17 protein-coding genes are annotated in these 20,706 nt (G+C 72.9%); 12 read left to right on the top strand and 5 right to left on the bottom strand.

The genetic code is table 11. The features are described from left to right. Positions 1-2: 2 nt before the first annotated feature. Positions 3-3,491, top strand: coding sequence for an error-prone DNA polymerase (locus tag ASF37_RS02770; protein ID WP_056579021.1), 3,489 nt, complete (start codon positions 3-5; stop codon positions 3,489-3,491). A gap of 84 nt (positions 3,492-3,575) precedes the next feature. Further along, the gene (locus tag ASF37_RS02765; RefSeq protein ID WP_055967106.1) at positions 3,576-4,820 is read left to right on the top strand and encodes a YeeE/YedE family protein; all 1,245 of its coding nucleotides are present in this window, start codon (positions 3,576-3,578) and stop codon (positions 4,818-4,820) included. A 50-nt stretch (positions 4,821-4,870) separates the two neighbouring features. Here ASF37_RS02765 and eis read toward each other — a convergent pair whose 3' ends face one another. Continuing rightward, on the bottom strand, positions 4,871-6,001 hold the full coding sequence (gene eis / locus ASF37_RS02760; RefSeq protein ID WP_056576760.1) for an enhanced intracellular survival protein Eis: 1,131 nt from the start codon (positions 5,999-6,001) through the stop codon (positions 4,871-4,873). Between the two features lie 104 nt (positions 6,002-6,105). Between eis and ASF37_RS02755 the strand changes: the two genes are divergently transcribed. Genes ASF37_RS02755 through ASF37_RS02735 form a run of 5 tightly spaced genes read left to right on the top strand, consistent with a single transcriptional unit; the run spans position 6,106 to position 11,626 of the window. Then, a complete protein-coding gene (locus ASF37_RS02755) occupies positions 6,106-6,789 on the top strand; it encodes an NUDIX domain-containing protein (RefSeq protein ID WP_055967111.1) in 684 nt (227 codons plus the stop codon). Continuing rightward, entirely contained in the window at positions 6,786-8,090 is a 1,305-nt protein-coding gene (gene nadA / locus ASF37_RS02750; protein ID WP_082506348.1) for a quinolinate synthase NadA, read from the top strand. Before ASF37_RS02755 ends, nadA begins: the two co-directional genes overlap by 4 nt. A 1-nt stretch (position 8,091) precedes the next feature. Continuing rightward, positions 8,092-9,639 (top strand): L-aspartate oxidase, encoded by a 1,548-nt coding sequence (gene nadB, locus ASF37_RS02745; RefSeq protein ID WP_056579019.1) that lies wholly within the window; start codon positions 8,092-8,094, stop codon positions 9,637-9,639. After that, complete coding sequence (nadC, locus tag ASF37_RS02740) at positions 9,633-10,514, top strand: carboxylating nicotinate-nucleotide diphosphorylase (protein ID WP_056554019.1); 882 nt, start codon at positions 9,633-9,635, stop codon at positions 10,512-10,514. The genes nadB and nadC overlap by 7 nt, the downstream gene beginning before the upstream one ends. Further along, positions 10,511-11,626, top strand: coding sequence for a cysteine desulfurase family protein (locus tag ASF37_RS02735; RefSeq protein WP_055968522.1), 1,116 nt, complete (start codon positions 10,511-10,513; stop codon positions 11,624-11,626). The genes nadC and ASF37_RS02735 overlap by 4 nt, the downstream gene beginning before the upstream one ends. A gap of 27 nt (positions 11,627-11,653) precedes the next feature. Here ASF37_RS02735 and ASF37_RS02730 read toward each other — a convergent pair whose 3' ends face one another. Then, entirely contained in the window at positions 11,654-12,124 is a 471-nt protein-coding gene (locus ASF37_RS02730) for a DUF3995 domain-containing protein (protein WP_055967120.1), read from the bottom strand. 62 nt (positions 12,125-12,186) lie between these two features. Here ASF37_RS02730 and ASF37_RS02725 point away from each other — a divergent pair, with 62 nt between their 5' ends. Genes ASF37_RS02725 through ASF37_RS02715 form a run of 3 tightly spaced genes read left to right on the top strand, consistent with a single transcriptional unit; the run spans position 12,187 to position 15,501 of the window. Then, positions 12,187-13,404, top strand: a complete 1,218-nt coding sequence (locus tag ASF37_RS02725) for a cysteine desulfurase family protein (RefSeq protein WP_056579015.1) — start codon at positions 12,187-12,189, stop codon at positions 13,402-13,404. Positions 13,405-13,432: 28 nt separating this feature from the next. Next, positions 13,433-14,542, top strand: coding sequence for a tRNA 2-thiouridine(34) synthase MnmA (gene mnmA, locus ASF37_RS02720; protein WP_056579012.1), 1,110 nt, complete (start codon positions 13,433-13,435; stop codon positions 14,540-14,542). Further along, complete coding sequence (locus ASF37_RS02715) at positions 14,539-15,501, top strand: methionine synthase (protein WP_235492938.1); 963 nt, start codon at positions 14,539-14,541, stop codon at positions 15,499-15,501. The genes mnmA and ASF37_RS02715 overlap by 4 nt, the downstream gene beginning before the upstream one ends. A gap of 730 nt (positions 15,502-16,231) precedes the next feature. Here the strand turns inward: ASF37_RS02715 and ASF37_RS02710 are convergent. Further along, a complete protein-coding gene (locus tag ASF37_RS02710; RefSeq protein WP_156364755.1) occupies positions 16,232-16,408 on the bottom strand; it encodes a hypothetical protein in 177 nt (58 codons plus the stop codon). An 84-nt stretch (positions 16,409-16,492) separates the two neighbouring features. Between ASF37_RS02710 and ligA the strand changes: the two genes are divergently transcribed. Together ligA and ASF37_RS02700 are read left to right on the top strand one after the other, a co-directional pair. Continuing rightward, a complete protein-coding gene (gene ligA, locus ASF37_RS02705; RefSeq protein WP_056579009.1) occupies positions 16,493-18,682 on the top strand; it encodes an NAD-dependent DNA ligase LigA in 2,190 nt (729 codons plus the stop codon). A 2-nt stretch (positions 18,683-18,684) separates the two neighbouring features. After that, the gene (locus ASF37_RS02700) at positions 18,685-18,930 is read left to right on the top strand and encodes a DUF1272 domain-containing protein (RefSeq protein ID WP_056554029.1); all 246 of its coding nucleotides are present in this window, start codon (positions 18,685-18,687) and stop codon (positions 18,928-18,930) included. A gap of 27 nt (positions 18,931-18,957) precedes the next feature. Here ASF37_RS02700 and ASF37_RS02695 read toward each other — a convergent pair whose 3' ends face one another. Continuing rightward, the gene (locus ASF37_RS02695; RefSeq protein WP_056554032.1) at positions 18,958-19,686 is read right to left on the bottom strand and encodes a cutinase family protein; all 729 of its coding nucleotides are present in this window, start codon (positions 19,684-19,686) and stop codon (positions 18,958-18,960) included. 100 nt (positions 19,687-19,786) lie between these two features. Beyond that, positions 19,787-20,683: a polyphosphate kinase 2 gene (gene ppk2, locus ASF37_RS02690; RefSeq protein ID WP_200914534.1), complete on the bottom strand. Its 897-nt coding sequence runs from the start codon at positions 20,681-20,683 to the stop codon at positions 19,787-19,789. Positions 20,684-20,706 lie beyond the last annotated feature (23 nt).

Below are 20,706 nucleotides of genomic sequence, written 5' to 3'. Positions count from 1 at the left end.
TGATGGGCTGGAACAACCCCGACGTCCCGTGGCGCGAGCTGGAGGCCCGGCTCTCCGGCCGGCCCGCCCACGCGCTGCCGAGCGAGGGCCGCGACGACCTGCGCCCCGACCCGGTCGACGGCCGCTTCCCCGACGGGGGAGACGGGCCGGCGTTCAGCCGCAAGCGGGCGCGGTACGAGGCGCCACCCGATGCGCCGGGGAGTGGGCGGCAGATCGATACCGTCCCGTACGCCGAGCTGCACTGCCACAGCGACTTCAGCTTCCTCGACGGCGCGAGTGCACCGGAGGTGCTGGTCGAGCAGGCGAGCTCCCTGGGGCTGGAGGCGCTCGCGCTCACCGACCACGACGGCTTCTACGGCGTGGCCCGCTTCGCCGAGGCCGCCGCCGAGCACCCCGGTCTGGACACGGTGTTCGGGGCCGAGCTGTCGCTGGGCCTGACCGCGCCCCAGCTGGGTGCCGCGGACCCGGAGGGCAGCCACCTGCTCGTGCTCGCCCGAGGGGTGGAGGGCTATCACCGGCTGGCCGCGGCCATCACCGAGGCGCAGCTCGCGGGCGACGAGAAGGGCAGGCCGGTCTACGACCTCGAGCGGCTCGCCGAGCAGGGCCGAGGGCACTGGCACGTGCTCACGGGCTGCCGCAAGGGCTTCGTCCGGCAGGCGCTCGCGACCGGTGGGCCGGCCGATGCGTCGCGCGCGCTGGGACGGCTGGTCGACCTGTTCGGTGCCGACGCCGTCGACGTCGAGCTCACCGACCACGGCGGTCCCACCGACTCGGCCACCAACGACGTGCTCGCGGCCCTGGCCGTCGAGCACGCCCTGCCGGTGGTGGCCACCGGCAACGTGCACGCCGCCGTGCCGTCGCGCACCCGGCTGGCCCAGGCCATGGCCGCCGTGCGCGCCCGGCGCAGCCTCGCCGAGATGGACGGCTGGCTGGCCGCCTCCGGGCAGGCCTACCTGCGCTCGGGCGAGGAGATGCAGGCACGCTTCGCGCGCTACCCGGGAGCCGTGGCGCGGTCGGTCGAGGTGGCCCGGGGCGCTGCCTTCGACCTGCGTCGTGCGGCGCCGCGGCTGCCGCAGACCGACGTCCCGGACGGGTACACCCCCATGGAGTGGCTGCGTGAGCTGGTGAGGCGGGGCGCCGACGACCTGTACGCCCACGACCGCGACCGCGCCGAGGAGCGGCTGCGCCAGGAGCTGGCGGTCATCGAGGCCAAGGGGTTCTGCGGCTACTTCCTCATCGTCCACGACATCGTGGCCGAGGCCCGGCGGCGCGGGATCCTGTGCCAGGGCCGGGGCTCTGCGGCCAACTCCGCGGTCTGCTACGCCCTGCGCATCACGGCCGTCGACTCGATGTTCTACGACCTGCCGTTCGAGCGGTTCCTGGCCGCCACGCGCGACGAGGAGCCCGACATCGACGTCGACTTCGACGCAGGTCGCCGCGAGGAGGTGATCCAGTGGGTCTACGACACGTTCGGACGCCGCAACGCCGCCCAGGTGGCCAACGTCATCAGCTACCAACCGCGCTCGGCGGTCCGCGACGTCGCGAAGGCGCTGGGCTACTCCGTGGGCCAGCAGGACGCGTGGAGCAAGAGCATCGAGTCGTGGCGTGCGGTCGAGACGCCCGAGGAGAGCCCGTTGCCACCGCTGGTCGGTGAGCTCGCCGAGCAGCTGCTGAAGACCCCGCGGCACCTGGGCATCCACTCCGGCGGGATGGTGCTCACCGAGCGCCCGGTGGGCGAGGTCGTGCCGATCGAGCGGGCGCGGATGGACAAGCGCACCGTCGTGCAGTGGGACAAGGACGACTGCGCGTGGATGGGTCTGGTCAAGTTCGACCTGCTGGGCCTCGGGATGCTCGGCGCGATCCAGCGCACGTTCGACCTGCTCGCCGAGCACACGGGGGAGCAGTGGGACCTCGCGTCGATCCCCAAGGAGGAGCCGGCGGTCTTCGACATGCTCTGCCTGGCCGACTCCGTCGGGGTCTTCCAGGTCGAGAGCCGTGCCCAGATCGGCACGCTGCCCCGTCTGCGTCCTCGTTCGTACTACGACCTCGTCATCGAGATCGCGCTCATCCGGCCCGGTCCGATCCAGGGCGGCGCCGTGCACCCGTACATCCGTCGCCGCACGGGCAAGGAGCCGGTCGAGTTCATCCACCCGTTGCTGGAGCCGGTGCTGGCGCGCACCCTCGGGGTGCCGCTGTTCCAGGAGCAGCTCATGCAGATCGCCATGGCGGTGGGTGACTGCACGGGCGACGACGCCGACCTGCTGCGTCGGGCCATGGGGTCCAAGCGCGGCACCGAGCGCATCGAGCGGCTGCGGGAGAAGCTCTATGCCGGCATGGAGCGCCACGGCATCACGGGGGAGGTGGCCGACGGCATCTACGCCCGCATCCAGGCGTTCGCGAACTTCGGCTTCGCCGAGAGCCACGCGTTGAGCTTCGGGCTGCTCGTGTACGCCAGCAGCTGGCTCAAGCTGCACGCGCCGGCGGCGTTCCTCGCGGCGCTGCTGCGCTCCCAGCCGATGGGCTTCTACTCCCCGCAGTCCCTCACCGCCGACGCGCGGCGCCACGGCGTCGAGGCGCGGCGGCCCTGCATCGCCCGCTCACAGGTCCATGCCGACCTGGAGGTCATCGACGACGCGCCGGGCCGTGGGCGGCGGACCAGCACCGGCCTCGACGGGTGCACGCACCGGGTGCAGCCGCCGGCAGGCGACTTCGACGACACCGAGGGCCGGACGGAGCTGCAGGCGCGGCTGGCCGGGCACCGCCGCGACGGCCACCACGCCGTGCGCCTCGGCCTCACCGAGGTCCAGGGCATCGGTGAGGCCGACGCCGAGCGGGTGGTGGCGGCGCGAGCCGACGGTCCGTTCGTCGACATGGCCGACGTCGTGCGACGTACCGGGCTGTCGGTCCCGCAGATGGAGGCCCTCGCCACGGCCGGGGCGTTCGACGTGTTCGGGATCAGCCGCCGTCAGGCGCTCTGGAACGCGGGCTACACCGACGCCCCCGACCTGCTGGCGGGCACGGCGGTGCAGGCGCCACCTCCGATGCTGCCCGGCATGAGCGACGTCGAGCTGACCACCGCCGACCTGTGGGCCACCCGCATCTCGCCCACGGAGCATCCGTTCGTGCACCTGCGACCGCTGCTGCGCGCCGAGGAGGTGCTGGCGGTGCAGGACTGCCCCGACCTGGGCACCGGGCGTCGGGTCCGGGTGGCGGGGCTGATCACCCACAAGCAGCGCCCCTACACCGCCTCGGGCGTCACGTTCCTGAACCTGGAGGACGAGACGGGCATGCTCAACGTGGTGGTCTTCGCCGACGTCTGGAAGCGGCACCGGCGGGTCCTGCAGAACGCGGCGGGCGTGGTCGTGCGCGGTGTGGTCGAGAACGTGGAGGGTGCCACCAACCTGCGGGCCGAGCGGATCGAGCGGGTGGAGGTGCTGTACCCCGAGGCGGCCTCGACCATCGGTCCTCACCGGTCCCGCGACTTCCGGTGATCGACGTCACGTCGGCCCTGCCGAGCGATCTCAGGGAGCGAGAACCGACCGGCGGTCGACTCCGCCGGACGTAGCGTCGAGGACATGGCCACCCTCCTCAGCCCCGCCCGTACCCGGGTCCCCACCCCACCCGCGCCGCCGGCACCTCCACTGCAGCGCGGACCGGCGGTGGCCGCCGGGGTGCTCGCCGTCGTGCTGCTCGCGGTCGTCCAGACCCAGCACGGCACGCAGAAGGCCGTGCTGCTCGCGCTGGGTCTCGGGCTCGGAGCGGCGCTGTTCCACGCGCGCTTCGGCTTCACGTCGGGCTGGCGCCAGCTGGTCGCCGTCGGCAACGGGGCGGGCGTCCGCGCGCACTCGCTGCTCCTCGGCACGGCGGCCACACTGGGGCTTCTGCTGCTCGCGTCAGGGTCCGGGCTGTTCGGCACCACCCCGGCGGGCGTCGAGGGCCCGATCGGCGTGGGGCTCGTGCTCGGCTCGTTCCTGTTCGGCATCGGGATGCAGCTGGGCGGCGCGTGCGCGTCGGGCACGCTGTTCGCCGTCGGGTCGGGCCAGAGCAGCATCCTCGTGACCCTCTTCGGGTTCGTCGTCGGGTCGGTGCTCTACACGTGGCAGTACGACCTCGTCGACGACCTGCCGGCGTGGGACCCCATCGTCCTGCAGGACCACGTCGGCTACCTGGGCGCGTGGGTGCTCACGATCGGAGCGCTCGCGCTCGTGGTGTGGGGGACCCGGGTCGTGCAGGCCCGTCGCAACCCGCCGCCCACCTCGCCGCCTCCGACGGCCCAGGGTGCGGCACGCGTGGTGCGCGGCTCCTGGTCGCCGTACGTCGGCGCGGTGGTGCTGGCCGTCCTCGCGGCCGGCGTGCTGTGGGTCTCCGGCGGCATCTGGGGCATCACCAGTGCGTTCGCGCTGTGGGGCGCCAAGCTCCTCCAGCTGGTCGGGGCCCACCCCGAGACCTGGACCTTCTGGCAGCAGCCCGACCAGGCCGCCCAGCTCTCGGGGTCGGTGCTCGCGGACAAGAACTCGCTCACCAACATCGGCATCGTGGTCGGGGCCGCCCTCGCCGCGACGCTGGCCGGTACCTACTCCCTGCGGCACCGGTTCGCGACGAGGCAGGTCCTGGCCTCGCTGATCGGTGGCGTCCTGCTGGGGATCGGTGCGCGGCTCGCGTCGGGCTGCAACATCGGCGCCTACCTCGGTGGCATCTCCACCGGCAGCCTGTCGGGCTGGATCTGGGGCCTCGTCGCGCTCGCCGGCACCTGGGTGGGCCTGCGCCTGCGGCCGTACTTCGGCCTCGACGTGCCGAAGCGGTACGACGGGGTCTGCTGACTGAGGGACTCCCTGCGCAGGGCGCCTCGACGAGCCCGACGGCCGGGTGCTCAGAAGTAGTCGTGCACCGTCACCGGCCCGCGTGAGAACAGCAGGTCCCACGTGACGTCGTCGGCGTCGTCACCGCCCACGTGGCCCAGGGCGCGCAACGCCGCCGACGTCTGCGCCCCCGCGAAGGTCAGGGCCAGCCCACCGCGGGTGAACGAGCGGCCGCTCCCGTCGCCGTCCTCGAGCCGACCCGAACCGTCGGCCAGGACGAGGGTGTGCGGTCGGCCCTCGACCACGAACGGCAGGCGCGCGCCGATGCCGGGATGCACGCGAGGGAGCGCGAGGGCCGCCGGATCGAGCACGGCGAGGGCGTAGGGCGTCGACGTGACGGGGGTGGGGTGCGCGACCCGCATCAGGTGCTGCCACGCCGGGATGCCACTGGAGCGGAGCAGCACGTTCGGCGTGACCGACCCGAACGTCGAGAGCAGCGTCATGAGCGAGCGCAGGGCGTCCTCGTCGTCGGCCACGAGGTCCCACACCCGCAGCTCGCCGTCGGCGGCGTACCCACGACCGCGGTCCCACGACGTGTAGCCGACGACCACGCCGTCGCGCTCGGCCACGGTCACGCCGCTGACCCGGAGCGTGGGGGCCTCGGCGAACAAGGGTCCACGACGCTGGAGCGGGCCGTTGCCGCGAGAGACGACCCGGTCGTGCACGGCACGGATGGCCTCGGCGTCGGACTCGTCGGCACGGCGCACCGACGTGGTGCCGCCGGCAGCGAGCGCCCCGGTGGGCACGCGGACGTCGTCGAGGGTGGTGACGTTCTCGTACCCGAGGCGCCGGTAGATGCCGGGGGAGGTGGCGTAGAGGGTGGAGACCAGGGCGCCACGTTCCCGCGCGGCGTCGAGCAGCGTCGTCAGCAGCGGCGTGAGGATGCCGCTGCCGCGGTGCTCGGCCGTGATCGTCACCCCGCCGATGCCGGCCGTCGACACCAGCGTGCCCCCGAACCACGAGTCGTAGGCACGGTCGAGCGCGGTGGCCACGAGGCGTCCAGCGACGAACGCACCCCACCAGGTCTTGCCCGGGGCGTGGATCGCGACCGGCGGCTCCGGGGGGTCGAACGCCCCGAACGCCTCCACGAACAAGGGACGCATGGCTGCGGTGTCGTCGTCGGTCAGGCGGCGGATCTCCATGCACTCATCCTGTCCCCACCCCAGGGACGCACACCACACCGACTTCGGGTTGACCTGACCATAAGAGGGGCTTAGGGTCAGAAGTACCTGAAGGGAGGCGGACCATGACGACGACACCGGACCTGCTCGCGAGCGACCAGGTGAGCCTGGCCGTCTCGACGGTGATCTTCGCGCTGCGTCCGCACCCGACCACCGGCAGCACCACGCTCTGGCTGCCGCTGGTGCGGCGGATCCGCGAGCCGTACGAAGGCCTGTGGGCGCTCCCGGGCGGCCCGCTCGAGCCCGACGAGGACCTCGCCGCGTCGGCGCGGCACACCCTGGAGCGGACCACCGGACTCACGCCCGGGTACCTCGAGCAGCTGTACTCCTTCGGCGCGGTCGACCGGTCCCCGGCCGACCGGGTCGTCTCGATCGTCTACTGGGCGCTCGTGCGCCCCGACGAGGACGCGCGCGCCACCGACGGCGAGAACGTCGAGTGGGTCGTGGCCGACGAGGTCGAGGGACTTGCCTTCGACCACGACGCGATCCTCGGCTACGCGCTCGACCGGCTGCGGGCCAAGATCACCTACTCGCCGATCGCCTTCGCGTTCCTCACGCCCGAGTTCACGCTGGCGGACCTCCGTGCCGTGCACGAGGCCGTGCTCGGCCGGCCGCTCGACCCCGCCAACTTTCGCCGCCAGGTCCTGGCGAGCGGCACCGTCGTCCCCACCGGCTCGCACCTGACGGGTACGAGCCACCGACCTCCGGCGCTCTACCGACGCGCCGGACACCTCGAGGAGAACCGATGACCACCTCATTCGTCCCCGCTCCCGGTGGTTCCGTCCACGACGCGATCTCGGCCCGCCCGGCCGACTCGTGCGACACCGAGCTGGCCGAGGGCCCCTGGGTCTTCGACCTCGTCCCGGGCTACGGCCCCGGGGCCTCCGAGGGCGACACGATCCCCGAGCCGGTCGTACGTCCGGGTCAGCTGCCCGCGGCCTACCAGCGGATGGCCGAGCCGGAGCTGCACGAGCGCATCCGCGCCGCCAAGGAGGCGCTGGGGGACCGGCTGGTCGTCCTGGGGCACTTCTACCAGCGCGACGAGGTGGTGCAGCACGCCGACTTCGTCGGTGACTCCTTCCAGCTGGCCAACGCCGCCCTCACCCGTCCGGACGCGGAGACGATCGTGTTCTGCGGCGTGCACTTCATGGCCGAGACCGCCGACATCCTGGCTGGTCCCGGCCAGCGCGTGATCCTGCCCAACCTCGCCGCCGGCTGCTCCATGGCCGACATGGCCGACGAGGACTCCGTCGAAGGGGCGTGGGAGGAGCTCGAGGCCCTCTACGCCGACCCGGTCACGGGCATGGGCCCCGACGCCGACGGCAAGCTGCCCGTCCTCCCCGTCACCTACATGAACTCCTCCGCCGCCCTCAAGGCGTTCTGCGGACGCCACGGCGGCATCGTGTGCACGTCGTCCAACGCGTCGACCGTGCTGGAGTGGGCGTTCGAGCGGGCGCACCGGGTGCTGTTCTTCCCCGACCAGCACCTCGGCCGCAACACCGCCAAGGCGATGGGCGTACCGCTCGAGCAGATGCCGATGTGGAACCCGCGCAAGGCGCTCGGCGGCAACACCGCCGAGGTGCTCCAGGACGCGAAGGTGCTGCTCTGGCACGGATTCTGCTCCGTACACAAGCGGTTCACCGTCGCGCAGATCGAGAAGGCGCGCGCGGAGCACCCCGGGGTCAAGGTCGTGGTGCACCCCGAGTGCCCGATGCCCGTCGTCGACGCCGCCGACGCGGCCGGCTCCACCGACTTCATCCGGAAGTTCGTCGCCGCGAGCGAGCCGGGCGACGTGATCGCGATCGGCACCGAGGTCAACCTGGTCAACCGGCTCGCCGCCGAGCACCCCGACCGCACGATCTTCTGCCTCGACCCCGTGGTCTGCCCCTGCTCGACGATGTACCGGATCCACCCCGGCTACCTGGCGTGGGTCCTCGACGGCCTGCTCGAGGGCGAGGTGCGCAACGAGATCGTCGTCGACGACGAGGTCGCGACGCACGCCAAGGTCGCCCTCGAGCGCATGCTCGCCGCACTCCCGAAGGACGCCTGACATGACCCGCGTGGTCGTGGTCGGCAGTGGCGTGGCGGGGCTGACCGCTGCGCTGGAGGCCGACGCCCGCGACGGGGTCGAGGTCACCCTCGTCACCAAGGCCGCCCTCGGGACCAGCAACACGGCGTGGGCCCAGGGCGGCGTTGCGGTCGTGACCGATGCGGGCGACTCGGTCGCCTCGCACGTGGCCGACACCCTCGCGGCAGGTGCGGGACTCTCCGACGACGACGCCGTGCAGGTGCTGTGCGCCGACGGTCCCGAGGCCGTCGCGGGTCTGATGCGCCGGGGCGTGCTGTTCGACGTCGACGCGGGCGACCTCGCGCGCGGCCTGGAGGCTGCGCACTCGCACGCGCGCATCCTCCACGCAGGGGGCGACGCCACCGGCGCGGCCATCTCCGAGGCGCTCGTGGCGCGGGTCCGCGCCGCCGGCATCGAGGTGCGCGAGCACACGTTGGCCGTCGACCTGCAGCTGACGCAGGGACGGGTCTGCGGTCTGCGTCTCCTCGACGGCACGGTCCTGCCCGCCGACGCCGTGGTGCTCGCCACGGGGGGCGCGGGGCAGCTCTACCCCTTCACCACCAACCCAGCGGTCGCGACGGGTGACGGTCTGGCGATGGCGCTGCGGGCCGGCGCGGTCGCGTCGGACCTGGAGTTCTACCAGTTCCACCCCACGGCGCTCGCCGTGCCGGGCAGCCCGCTCGTGTCCGAGGCGGTGCGGGGCGAGGGCGCGGTGCTGCGCTCCGTGGACGGCCACCGGTTCATGACCGACGTGCATCCCGACGCCGAGCTCGCCCCGCGCGACGTGGTGGCTCGAGGGATCGCCGCGCAGATGGCGCGCCAGGGTGGCCTGCCCGTCCTGCTCGACGCGACGGCGCTCGGGACCGCCTTCCTGGCCCGCAGGTTCCCGACCATCGACGCCATGGTCCGGTCCCACGGGCTGGACTGGGGGGCCGAGCCCGTCCCCGTGTCGCCCGCGGCGCACTACTTCATGGGTGGGGTCCGGACCGACCTGTGGGGGCGTACGTCGCTGCCGGGTCTGTACGCCGTCGGCGAGGTGGCCTGCACCGGTGTGCACGGTGCGAACCGGCTCGCCTCGAACTCCCTGCTCGAGGGTGCGGTCTTCGGTCGGCGTGTGGTCGAGGCCGTCCTCGGTGCGGCGCCCCAGGAGACGTTCGACGCCGAGTGGGCCGCACCGGTCGAGGTGCCGTCGGCGGCCACGACCGAGCCGCTCGAGCGCGCCGACCTGCAGCAGCTGCTGTGGGAGACCGCCGGCCTCAGCCGGGACGCGGCGGGCCTCGAGCGGGCCTCGGCGCTGATCGGCGCCGGCGCCGTCCCGCCGGGTGCCGACGTGAAGGCGGTCGAGGACGCGAACCTGCACGTCGTGGGCGCGGCCGTCGTGGCGTCGGCGCTGGCACGACGCGAGTCGCGGGGCGGCCACCACCGCACCGACGCCCCCGGCACCGACCCGACGCAGGCCCGGCACAGTGCCGTCGTCCTCCCGACGGCGCGCCTGCTGATCGCCGGGGCGCGGGAGTCGGTGCCGTGCTGAGCCGGGAGCAGGTGCAGCGCGTCGTCGACATGGCGCTCGCGGAGGACGCGCCCTTCGGCGACGTCACGTCCCAGGTCTTCGTCCCGGCCGAGGCCGTGGCGCGCGGGTCCGTCGTGGCGCGGGAGCCGGGCGTCCTGGCCGGTACCGACGTGCTCCGGCAGACGTTCACGACCGTGGACCCCCGGGTCGTCGTCGAGCTGCTGGTGGCCGACGGTGAACGGTTCGCCGCCGGCGACGTCCTGGCGCGCGTGCAGGGCCCGGCGCGGGCGGTCCTGCAGGGGGAGCGGGTCGCGCTCAACCTGGTGCAGCGGATGAGCGGGATCGCCACGCTCACCTCGCGCTACGTCGAGGCCGTCTCCGGCACCGACGTGCGCGTCGTCGACACGCGCAAGACCACGCCTGGCCTGCGCGCGTTGGAGCGGCACGCGGTGCGCTGCGGGGGCGGCCACAACCACCGCTTCTCGCTCTCGGACGCGGTGATGGCCAAGGACAACCACCTCGCGCTCGTCCCGGACGTCACGGCGGCCGTCCGGGCGGCGCGCGCGACCCTCCCGCACACCATGCACGTGGAGGTCGAGGTGGACCGGCTCGACCAGGTGGAGGCCGTCCTGGCGGGTGGGGTCGACACGATCATGCTCGACAACTTCACCCTCGACGAGCTGCGCGAGGGAGTCGCTCTCGTCGCCGGCCGCGCGATCGTGGAGGCCAGCGGTGGCATCACGCTCGAGACGATCGGCGAGGTCGCACGGACGGGGGTCGACGTGATCAGCGTCGGGGCGCTAACGCACTCCGTCCGCGCGCTCGACCTGGGGCTGGACCTCGACGTCGCGCCCGGCGGGGGTGCCGGGCCGTGGGCGGCTGGAACAGCACCATGATCTATCTCGACGAGGCGGCCACGACACCGTTGCGCCGCGACGTCCTCGCCGCGATGGGCCCGTACCTCGGGCCTGCGTTCGGCAACCCGTCGAGCCACCACGAGCTCGGGGAGGCGGCTCGTGCCGGGCTCGAGCAGGCTCGCGCCGACGTCGCCGTGTCGCTGGGGGCGCGGCCGGGCGAGGTCACGTTCACGTCGGGTGGGACCGAGTCCGCGAACACCGCCGTGAAGGGGATCTGCCTGGCGCAGCCGCGGGGGAGGCACGTCGTGGTCAGCGCGGTCGAGCACCCGGCCGTGCTGGAGTCGGCGCTCTGGCTAGGACGCATCGGGTACGACGTCACGCTCCTCGACGTCGACGAGCACGGCGCGGTCGACCCCGGCGTGCTTGCGGCCGCCCTGCGCGACGACACGACCCTGGTCAGCGTGCAGCACGCGAACAACGAGGTCGGCACGGTCCAGCCGGTCGCGGACCTGGCCGCCGTCGCCGCAGAGCGTGGTGTCCCGTTCCACACCGACGCCGTGCAGTCGGCTGCCTGGCTCGACGTCGACGTCACTCGGCTGAACGTGCAGGCGCTCAGCCTGTCGGCCCACAAGCTGGGCGGTCCGAAGGGCGCGGGCGTGCTGTGGGTCCGGCGGGGCACGCGGTTCGAGCCGCTCGTGCACGGCGGAGGTCAGCAGGACGGGCGACGGTCAGGTACCGAGGACGTGCCCGGCGCGGTGGGTCTGGCTGCTGCCCTGCGCCTGGCTCGTGGCGGCCCGTCGACGGCCGAGGAGGTCGCGGCGCGCCGTGACCGCTTCGTCGCGGCCGTGCTGGCCGGCGTCCCCGGTGCGCGTCTCACCGGCCACCCCACGTCGCGGCTGCCCGGCCACGCGTCCTTCGTGCTGCCCGGCCGGTCGGGGGAGTCGGTCCTGCTGGACCTCGAGCGGCGCGGCATCGTGTGCTCCAGCGGCTCGGCCTGCCACGCGGGCAGCGACGAGCCCAGCCACGTGCTGACGGCCATGGGTCTGGAGCGCGAGGTGGCGCAGACGGCGCTGCGCTTCACCTTCGGGGTGGCGGTGACCGACCACCAGCTCGCCGAGACCGCCGACGCCCTGGTCGACGTCGTCGGGTGAGCCCGGGCCGGACCCTCGGTTCGGGCGTCAGGTCGTGGTGCGGGAGCGACGTGTCGCCCGGAGCGCGAGAAGTCCGGCTGCGCCCCAGAGGGCGAACCACGGGTCCCAGAGCGCAGCGTGCCAGCGGATCGCCCTGAGGTCGGCGCTGTCGGAGGGGCTGATCAGGTCGAGGGCCACGGCCGCGTTGCCGACGGTCATGAGTGCCCCGTAGACCAGCAGCGCCCCGGTGGCGAGGGCGGCCGGGCGGCGGAACCGGCCGTGCAGCACCGCGACGGCGACCAGCGCCACGACGACGAGCTTGGCGACCACGACCGCAGCCAGCGCCGCGAGCACGCCGGCGCCCCGGTCGGTGCCCCACGACACGAACGGCTCGCCGACCGTGTCGAGCAGCCAGGTCGAGCCGAGCAGCCAGAGCAGGCTGATCCCGGCGTGAGCCGCCCCCAGCACGGTGGCCACCACCAGCCACCCACGTGGCGCCGACGTCTGCACGGTGCTCATGGACCACCCCCGACGGGAGCGTACCTGCCGGCCTCGGGGCCAGTGACTACGCTGGGAGAGCCATGACCTCGTCCGATCCCTCCTCGAGCCTCGACGCCGTGTACCTCGACCACGCGGCCACGACGCCGATGCATCCCGAGGCCGCCGCGGTGCTCGCCGACCAGCTCGCCCGCACGGGCAACGCGTCGAGCCTGCACACGTCGGGTCGGGCGGCCCGGCGCGTGGTCGAGGAGTCGCGCGAGGTGATCGCCGAGTGTCTCGGCGCACGGCCCAGCGAGGTGGTGTTCACGTCCGGTGGGACGGAGGCCAACAACCTCGCGATCAAGGGTCTGTACTGGGCGCGGCACGACGAGTCCTCGGCGCGGGACCGCGTCCTGTTCAGCTCCATCGAGCACCACGCCCTGCTCGACCCCGTGACCTGGTTGGCGGCGCACGAGGGCGCCCGCATCGACACGACCCCCGTGGACCGCCAGGGCCGGGTCGTCGTCGACGCCCTGCGCGGTCAGATCGAGTCCGACCCGGCGTCGGTGGCCGTCGTGACGACCATGTGGGCCAACAACGAGATGGGCACGATCCAGCCCGTGGCCGACGTCGTGGCCCTGGCTCGCGAGCACGGCATCCCGGTCCACAGCGACGCCGTCCAGGCAGCGGGCTACCTCCCGCTCGACTTCGCCGGCTCGCACCTGGACGCCATGACCGTCACGGCCCACAAGCTCGGGGGTCCGGTCGGCGTCGGGGCCCTGGTCGTGCGACGCGAGGTGACGCCGGTGCCGCTGGTCCACGGCGGCGGCCAGGAACGTGACCTCCGCTCGGGCACCGTCGGCGTGGCGCTCATCGCCTCCTTCGCCCGGGCGCTGGAGCTGACGGTGCAGCGCCAGGCCGAGGTCTCGGCACGCATCGAGGGACTGAGGCGGCGGCTCGTCGACGGCATCGGGCGAATCGTTCCCGACGCGATCGTCAACGGGGACCCGGAGTCCGGGCCGGACCACCGTCTGCCCAACATCGCGCACGTGACGTTCCCGGGGTGCGAGGGCGACGCGATGCTCATGCTGCTCGACGCGCAGGGGGTGGAGGTGTCCACCGGATCCGCCTGCCAGGCCGGGGTTCCCCAGCCCAGCCACGTGCTGCTCGCGATGGGCTACGACGACGCCGCGGCTCGCGGTTCGCTGCGGCTGAGCCTCGGCCACACCAGCACCGAGGCCGACGTCGACCGGCTGCTCGCGGTGCTGCCCCAGGTGCACGAGCGTGCCGTCCGCGCCTCCCTCGTGCGGAGCCGTTGATGTCCGGACCGACGACGGAGGCCCGCTGATGGCCCGCCTCGTCGCGGCCATGTCCGGGGGTGTCGACTCGGCCGTGGCGGCCGCGCGTGCCGTCGACGCCGGCCACGACGTGACCGGGGTGCACCTGGCCCTGAGCCGCAACCCCCGGTCGTACCGGTCCGGTGCCCGTGGGTGCTGCTCCATCGAGGACGCCGGCGACGCCCGACGTGCCGCCGACGCGCTGGGCATCCCGTTCTACGTGTGGGACATGAGCGCCGAGTTCGCCGACGAGGTGGTCGACGACTTCGTCTCCGAGTACGCCGCGGGTCGGACCCCCAACCCGTGCCTGCGCTGCAACGAGAAGATCAAGTTCGCGGCCGTGCTCGACCGCGCCCTCGCGCTCGGCTTCGACGGCGTCGTGACGGGGCACTACGCGCAGCTGAGCACCGCGACCGACGGCACGGTCGAGATGCACCGCTCGGAGGACGCCGGCAAGGACCAGAGCTACGTGCTGGGCGTGCTCACGCAGGACCAGCTGCGTCACTCGCACTTCCCCCTCGGCGGCTCGGTCAAGACCGACGTCCGCGACGAGGCGGCACGTCGCGGCCTGCAGGTCGCCACCAAGCCCGACAGCCACGACATCTGCTTCGTCGCCGACGGTGACAACGCCGGTTGGCTGGCCGAGAAGCTGGGACCGCGACCGGGCGTGGTCGTCGACGAGGCAGGTGCGGTGCTGCGCGAGCACGACGGTGCCTACGCCTACACGATCGGACAGCGGCGCGGCCTGCGTCTCGGCGTCCCGGCCGACGACGGCAAGCCGCGCTTCGTGCTCGACATCGAGCCCGTCTCCGGCACGGTCACCGTCGGTCCGCGCGAGCACCTGCTCGTCGACAGCCTCGAGGCGGACCGACCGCTGTGGTGCGGAGCCGCGCCCGACGGACCGCTGGAGTGCACGGTGCAGCTGCGCGCTCACGGTGCCGAGCACCGGGCGGTCGTGGAGGTGCTCGACGACGGCCGGGTGCACGTCGACCTCGTCGACCCTGCTGAGGGCATCGCCCCCGGCCAGGCCGCCGTGGTCTACGTCGGGACCCGCGTGGTCGGGTCGGCCACGATCACCGCGACGAGCCGCAGCAGCATCCCCTCCGGGCCCGTGCGGTGAGGGCCACGGGCGTCGGCTCGATGCCGGGGGAGGGCTACGCCGAGTCGGTCAAGGCCGTGCTCGGCACGCTCGACGACCTCGCCTTCGTCCCCGAGCTGCCGGCGCGAGGCGTCGGCGCGCAGATGATCGGCCGCTCGCTCGCGTTCCTGGAGGGGCTGGGGGCGGACCTGCAGCCCGGTGGGTGGCGGCTGCTCGACGCGTCGGGCGTTGACCACCGTCGCGCCAGGTCGCTGCTCGCCCAGGACCTCGACGTCGTGGAGGAGCTGGCGCAGGACCGACAGGGTGCCGTCAAGCAGCAGGTCGCCGGGCCGTGGACGCTCGCTGCGACCGTGGAGCTGCAGCGGGGGGAGAAGGTGCTCTCGGACCACGGAGCACGGCGCGACCTCGCCCACGCGCTCGCGTCGGGCCTCACCGACCACGTCGCGTCGCTGCGCCGCCGGTTCCCCGGCGCCGAGCTGGTGCTGCAGGTCGACGAGCCGATGCTCCCTGCCGTGCTGTCCGCACAGGTCCCCACCTCCTCGGGCTTCGGGCGCTACCGCACCGTGCACCCGCCGGAGGCCGACGCCCTGCTGCGCGTCGTCGTCGACGCGGTGCGGGCGGCGGGAGCGAGCCCGGTCGTGCACTCGTGCGCTCCGGACCTGCCCGTCACGCTGCTCCGCGGCGCGGGCTTCGACGCGATCTCCTTCGACCTGTCGCTCGACACCCCCTCTGGAGGCGACGCATGGGCCGAGGCGTTCGAGGCGGGGACGGACCTGTGGCCCGGGATCCTCCCGTCGACCGACGCCGCGCTCGACACGGCCGCGTCCCGTCGCACGCTGGAGGCGTGGTTCGACCGTCTGGGCTTCGCCGAGGACGCCTGGCACGACCGGGTGGTCGTGACGCCGTCCTGCGGCCTGGCCGGGGCCACCCCGGCCCACGCCCGCCAGGTGCTGGCCGAGCTCGCCGCCCTCGCGGGCTGACCACCGTCGAGGGCGCTGCGGCCACCCCCTGTGTGCATCGCGTGGGGGTGCGCTTCCTGCGGTTGTGTGCGACCCGCTGCTGCGTGGCTTGGGTCGGTACGTCCCTGTGGCTGCGCGGCTCCGGCTGGGCTTCCGCTTGCTGCTGCGTCGCTGTGGCTGCGAGTCGGCTCGGTCTCCGAGAGGACCTCGACCGCACCGGTGGGTCTCGACCCGGGCGGACCTGCGGGGCGCAGCCACGACTCTCCCTCTGCGCGTGATCCACGCACGATGCTTCCTTCGCGTGGACCGTGCCTCACGAAGGAAGAGTCGTGGCGACGAAGACGGCCTCAGAAGGGCAGGGATTCTCCCTTCTCGTGCAACGGTCCGCGCAAAGGGAGAATCCCTGCCCAGCCGCCGCGTACCGAAGCCCCGCTGGACGCAGGATTCTGCCTTCGCGCACAACAACCCGAACGATGCTGCGTTCACGACGAGATCCCGTAGCTAACGCAGCATCCTTCGAGCCCTCACGCGCGAACGCAGAATCGTGCGTCCCTCGAGCCACACTCCGAGAACCCGACCGACCCCGGACCCGTCCGCCGGTCGAGGCCCTTTCGGAGACCGAGCCGACTCGCAGCCACAGCGACGCAGCCGCAGGTCGAGGCCCAGTCGGAGCGACGCAGCAGCGAGCGAAGACCCAGCCGGGGAAGCGCACCAGCGAAGGTTCAGCCGCAGCGACGCAGCACCATGGGCCTCACACGATCTCGTCGCGGGCCGGACGACTGCCGAGCCGTACGACCGCGATGCCGACGACCACGGCCACGCCGCACACCACGTCGGCCGTGAGCCCGTCGAGGGCGAAGAACCCCACGAGCCCGGCCACCACGAGGAGAGCGCCGAGGACGATCGGGACGAGACGTCGAGTGCTCATGCGTCCACCGTGCCAGGTCGTCGACACCGATGCACCCCGCGACTCGCGGCGCACGTGTCGGCGGGCGCCGATATCGTCTGACGCATGAGCGACGACGACCTGCGGCAGCGGCACAAGGAGCTGGCCGAGCAGGTCGACGAGCACCGCCAGCGCTACCACCGCGACGACGCGCCGACCATCTCCGACGGCGAGTACGACGCCCTCGTGCGCGAGCTCGAGACGCTGGAGGAGCAGCTGCCCGAGCTCCGCACGCCCGACTCGCCCACCCAGCAGGTGGGCGGCATGGTCTCCTCGTCGTTCGAGGCCTACGAGCACCGCGAGCGGATGCTCAGCCTCGACAACGCGTTCAGCCGCGAGGAGCTCGAGGCCTGGTACGGGCGACTCGAGCGCGACGGCGCGGGCGAGGCCGAGTTCCTGTGCGAGCTCAAGGTCGACGGTCTCGCCATCAGCCTGACCTACGAGGACGGTGTCCTCACCCGCGGTGTCACCCGCGGCGACGGTCGGGTGGGGGAGGACGTCACCGAGAACGTCCGCACGATCAAGGCGATCCCGCACCGTCTCTCCGCGACGGACGAGTTCCCGGTGCCCGCCTACGTCGAGGTCCGGGGCGAGGTCTACTTCCCCACGCAGGCCTTCGACGACTTCAACGCCGCCTGGGCCGAGGCCGGCAACAACCCGTTCGCCAACCCGCGCAACGCCGCGGCCGGCACCCTGCGCATGAAGGACTCCTCGGTCACGGCCTCGCGGCCGCTGTCCATGGTCTGCCACGGCCTGGGCTACCGCGAGGGCTTCCGGCCCGAGCGGCAGTCCGAGGCCTACGACGCGCTGAAGGCGTGGGGACTCCCTACGTCGGACCGGGCCAGGGTCGTCACCGGCCTCGACGCGGTCCAGGAGTTCATCGAGCACTACGGCGAGCACCGCCACGACGTCGAGCACGACATCGACGGGGTGGTGGTCAAGGTCGACCAGGTGGCGCTTCAGGGACGCCTGGGCTCCACCTCCCGCGCGCCGCGATGGGCGATCGCGTTCAAGTACCCGCCGGAGGAGGTCAACACCCGGCTCAAGGACATCCTCGTGAACGTGGGCCGCACGGGACGCGTCACGCCCTTCGGGCTCATGGAGCCGGCCAAGGTGGCCGGGTCCACGGTCGAGATGGCCACCCTGCACAACCAGCACGAGGTCAAGCGCAAGGGCGTGCTCATCGGCGACATGGTGGTGCTGCGCAAGGCCGGTGACGTGATCCCCGAGATCGTCGGGCCCGTCGTCGCGCTGCGCGACGGCACCGAGCGCGAGTTCGTCATGCCCACCGAGTGCCCGTCGTGCGGAACTCCGCTCGCCCCCGCCAAGGAGGGCGACGCCGACATCCGCTGCCCCAACACGCGGTCCTGCCCGTCGCAGCTGCGCGAGCGGCTGACCCACGTCGGCGGCCGAGGTGCCTTCGACATCGAGGTCTTCGGCTGGGAGGGCGCCGTGGCGCTGCTCGAGTCCGGGGTGCTCGTCGACGAGGGCGGGCTCTTCGCCCTGACGGAGCAGCAGCTGCTCACCGTGCCGCTGTACCGCCGAGCGGCGAAGAGGGTGGAGAAGGAGGCGGTCGCCGCCGGCGCGCCGGACGCCCCGGTGCTGGGTCCGGACGACACGGTGCTCTCCACCAACGGTCGCAAGTTCCTCGACGGCCTGCAGAAGGCCAAGACCCAGCCGCTGTGGCGGGTGCTCGTGGCCCTGTCCATCCGCCACGTCGGCCCCACCGCGGCGCGGGCACTCGCCACCGAGTTCGTCACCATGGAGGCCATCCGCGCCGCCAGCGCCGAGGAGCTCGCAGCGGCCGAGGGCGTCGGTCCCACGATCGCCGACGCCGTCGTGGACTGGTTCACCGTCGACTGGCACTGCGGCATCGTCGATGCCTGGGCTGCGGCGGGGGTACGCATGGCCGACGAGCGCGACGACAGCATCGTGCGCACCCTCGAGGGACTCACGGTCGTCGTCACCGGGTCGCTGCAGGACTTCACCCGTGACTCCGTCAAGGAGGCGATCATCGCCCACGGCGGCAAGGCGTCGGGTTCGGTGAGCAAGAAGACCGGCTACGTCGTCGTCGGCGACAGCCCCGGCACCAAGGCCGAGAAGGCCGAGCAGCTGGGCGTCCCGATCCTCGACGAGGACGGCTTCAAGAAGCTGCTCGCCGACGGGCCTCCTGCGGCCGAGGACGACGCCGACGCGGACGACGGTGCCAACGACGAGGACGGGGCCGACGCGCCGGACACCGAGGGTGAGGCCTGACCGTGCTGGAGCTTCGTCCGAGCTGTGAGTGCTGCGACGTCGACCTCGCGCCCACGAGCCGCGGCGTCTTCATCTGCACCTACGAGTGCACGTGGTGCCGCGACTGCGCCGAGGGCCGGCTCGACCTCACGTGCCCGAACTGCGGCGGCGAGCTCGTCCGCCGGCCGGTCCCGTCGCCCTCAAGGCTCGCGGCGCACCCGCCCTCGACCATCCGGGTGCACGCGCCCGACTGCCTGACCCGAGCGTGACGACCTCCTCCGTCCGGACGTCCTGCCTCAGCCCAGCAGAAGGCGTTGCACGGCGCGGGCGAGCTGGCTCGTGATGGCCGCGTCCTCGTACCCGGTCTTGTGCACGGTGTAGTCGGTACCTCCGTCGGCGTCGCACACGACGTCGCGGGTCAAGCAGGCATCCACCGTCCGGTCGGCGAGCGCACCGAGGTCCGGACCGGCGCCCAGGCTGCCGTCGAGGGTGGCCTCCGAACCAGGGAGGTCCGGGCGGATGAACGGGGCGTCGGGGTCGTGCCGCGGGCTGCCGATGAGCGCGAGCGCGTCGACGCGACGGGCGAGGGCGGGTCGGTCGGCGAGCGTCTCCTGGGCGATCTGTGCGCCCTGGCTGAAGCCGACGACCGCCAGGCGTGCCTCCGGGCAGTCCCGGACCGACGCGGTGAGCTGGCGGGCCAGCAGCCGTCGGCCCTGGTCGACGTCGGCCTCGTAGACGTCGACGTCGGAGGCGTCACGGCTGCGGTGCCGGACCGCGTCGACGTCGATGTCGTCCACGCCCTTCGCTGCCAGCCGCTCCTCGAGGTCGGTGACCACGCCGTCGACCTCGGTGCCCAGGCCACGGTTCTTGTCGAGCGACTGCGACTGCCCACGGACCCCGACGACCTGCACCTGGGGGCACCCGTCGGTGGCCTCAGGGAGTGCGTCGTTCCCGGCCGCGGAGCACCCCGTCAGCACGAGGACGCAGGCGACCAGGGGCAGCAGCAGGCGGGAGAAGGGGGACATCCCTCGAGCATGGCAGGCGGCCGACGAGGTATCCGCGGGTGCCTCCGCCCTTCCACGGCTCGGCCGCGCCTGTCCAGCGGGCGCGACCGACGAGCGGCACTCAGTCCACGTCGGCGTCGTCCGGGTCGAAGAGGTCGGCCGCCGCGCCCACGACGAGCGGGTCGGGGATGCGGACGACCTCGTGGTCCTTGCCGGGGTAGTCGAAGCGGTGCAGCACGTGGCGCATGGCCTCCAGACGGGCACGCTTCTTGTCGTTGCTCTTCACGACGGTCCAGGGGGAGTGCTTCGTGTCCGTCCTGCGGAACATCGCCTCCTTGGCCTCGGTGTAGGCGTCCCACTTGTCGAGGGAGGCGAGGTCCATGGGGGAGAGCTTCCACTGCCGCACCGGGTCGATCTGGCGGATGGTGAACCGGGTCAGCTGCTCCGCGCGCGAGACCGAGAACCAGAACTTCACGACGTGGATGCCGTCGTTGACGAGCATCTTCTCGAACGCCGGCGCCTGCTTGAGGAACTCGGTGTACTGGTCGGGCGTGCAGAAGCCCATCACCCGCTCGACACCGGCGCGGTTGTACCAGGACCGGTCGAAGAACGTGAGCTCGCCGGTCGTCGGCAGGTGGTGGACGTAGCGCTGGAAGTACCACTGGCCCTGCTCGCGCTCGGTCGGCTTCACGAGGGCCACCACGCGGGCGCCGCGCGGGTTGAGGTTCTCGGTGAACCGCTTGATCGTGCCGCCCTTGCCGGCCGCGTCGCGTCCCTCGAACACCATCACGACCCGCTGCCCGGTGTCCTTCACCCAGCGCTGCAGCTTGATCAGCTCGATCTGCAGGAGCCGCTTCTCCAGGTCGTACGTCGTGCGGTCGAGCCGCTCGCCGTAGGGGTAGCCCTCGCGCCAGGTGTCCACCGGCACGCCGGAGGGATCCAGGAGCACGGGGTCGTCGTCGTCGGAGTCGTCGACGGTGAAGTCGGTGAGGTGCTGGGCGGCCACGGTGTCGATCACGAGCGGGAGGCTAGGGGAGCGTG

The organism is Aeromicrobium sp. Leaf289, from assembly GCF_001423335.1.
Lineage (GTDB): Bacteria > Actinomycetota > Actinomycetes > Propionibacteriales > Nocardioidaceae > Aeromicrobium.
This window is presented reverse-complemented; position numbering and strand designations above follow the sequence as displayed.

What these genes read in the sequence shown, in the direction of transcription:
- nadB (WP_056579019.1), top strand. Translation starts at nt 8,092, where the DNA reads ATGACCCGCGTGGTCGTGGTCGGCAGTGGCGTGGCGGGGCTGACCGCT.
- ASF37_RS02730 (WP_055967120.1), bottom strand. Translation starts at nt 12,124, where the DNA reads ATGAGCACCGTGCAGACGTCGGCGCCACGTGGGTGGCTGGTGGTGGCC.
- nadA (WP_082506348.1), top strand. Translation starts at nt 6,786, where the DNA reads ATGACCACCTCATTCGTCCCCGCTCCCGGTGGTTCCGTCCACGACGCG.
- ASF37_RS02735 (WP_055968522.1), top strand. Translation starts at nt 10,511, where the DNA reads ATGATCTATCTCGACGAGGCGGCCACGACACCGTTGCGCCGCGACGTC.
- ASF37_RS02755 (WP_055967111.1), top strand. Translation starts at nt 6,106, where the DNA reads ATGACGACGACACCGGACCTGCTCGCGAGCGACCAGGTGAGCCTGGCC.
- mnmA (WP_056579012.1), top strand. Translation starts at nt 13,433, where the DNA reads ATGGCCCGCCTCGTCGCGGCCATGTCCGGGGGTGTCGACTCGGCCGTG.
- ASF37_RS02765 (WP_055967106.1), top strand. Translation starts at nt 3,576, where the DNA reads ATGGCCACCCTCCTCAGCCCCGCCCGTACCCGGGTCCCCACCCCACCC.
- ASF37_RS02710 (WP_156364755.1), bottom strand. Translation starts at nt 16,408, where the DNA reads ATGAGCACTCGACGTCTCGTCCCGATCGTCCTCGGCGCTCTCCTCGTG.
- ligA (WP_056579009.1), top strand. Translation starts at nt 16,493, where the DNA reads ATGAGCGACGACGACCTGCGGCAGCGGCACAAGGAGCTGGCCGAGCAG.
- ASF37_RS02695 (WP_056554032.1), bottom strand. Translation starts at nt 19,686, where the DNA reads ATGTCCCCCTTCTCCCGCCTGCTGCTGCCCCTGGTCGCCTGCGTCCTC.
- eis (WP_056576760.1), bottom strand. Translation starts at nt 6,001, where the DNA reads ATGGAGATCCGCCGCCTGACCGACGACGACACCGCAGCCATGCGTCCC.
- ASF37_RS02725 (WP_056579015.1), top strand. Translation starts at nt 12,187, where the DNA reads ATGACCTCGTCCGATCCCTCCTCGAGCCTCGACGCCGTGTACCTCGAC.
- ASF37_RS02770 (WP_056579021.1), top strand. Translation starts at nt 3, where the DNA reads ATGGGCTGGAACAACCCCGACGTCCCGTGGCGCGAGCTGGAGGCCCGG.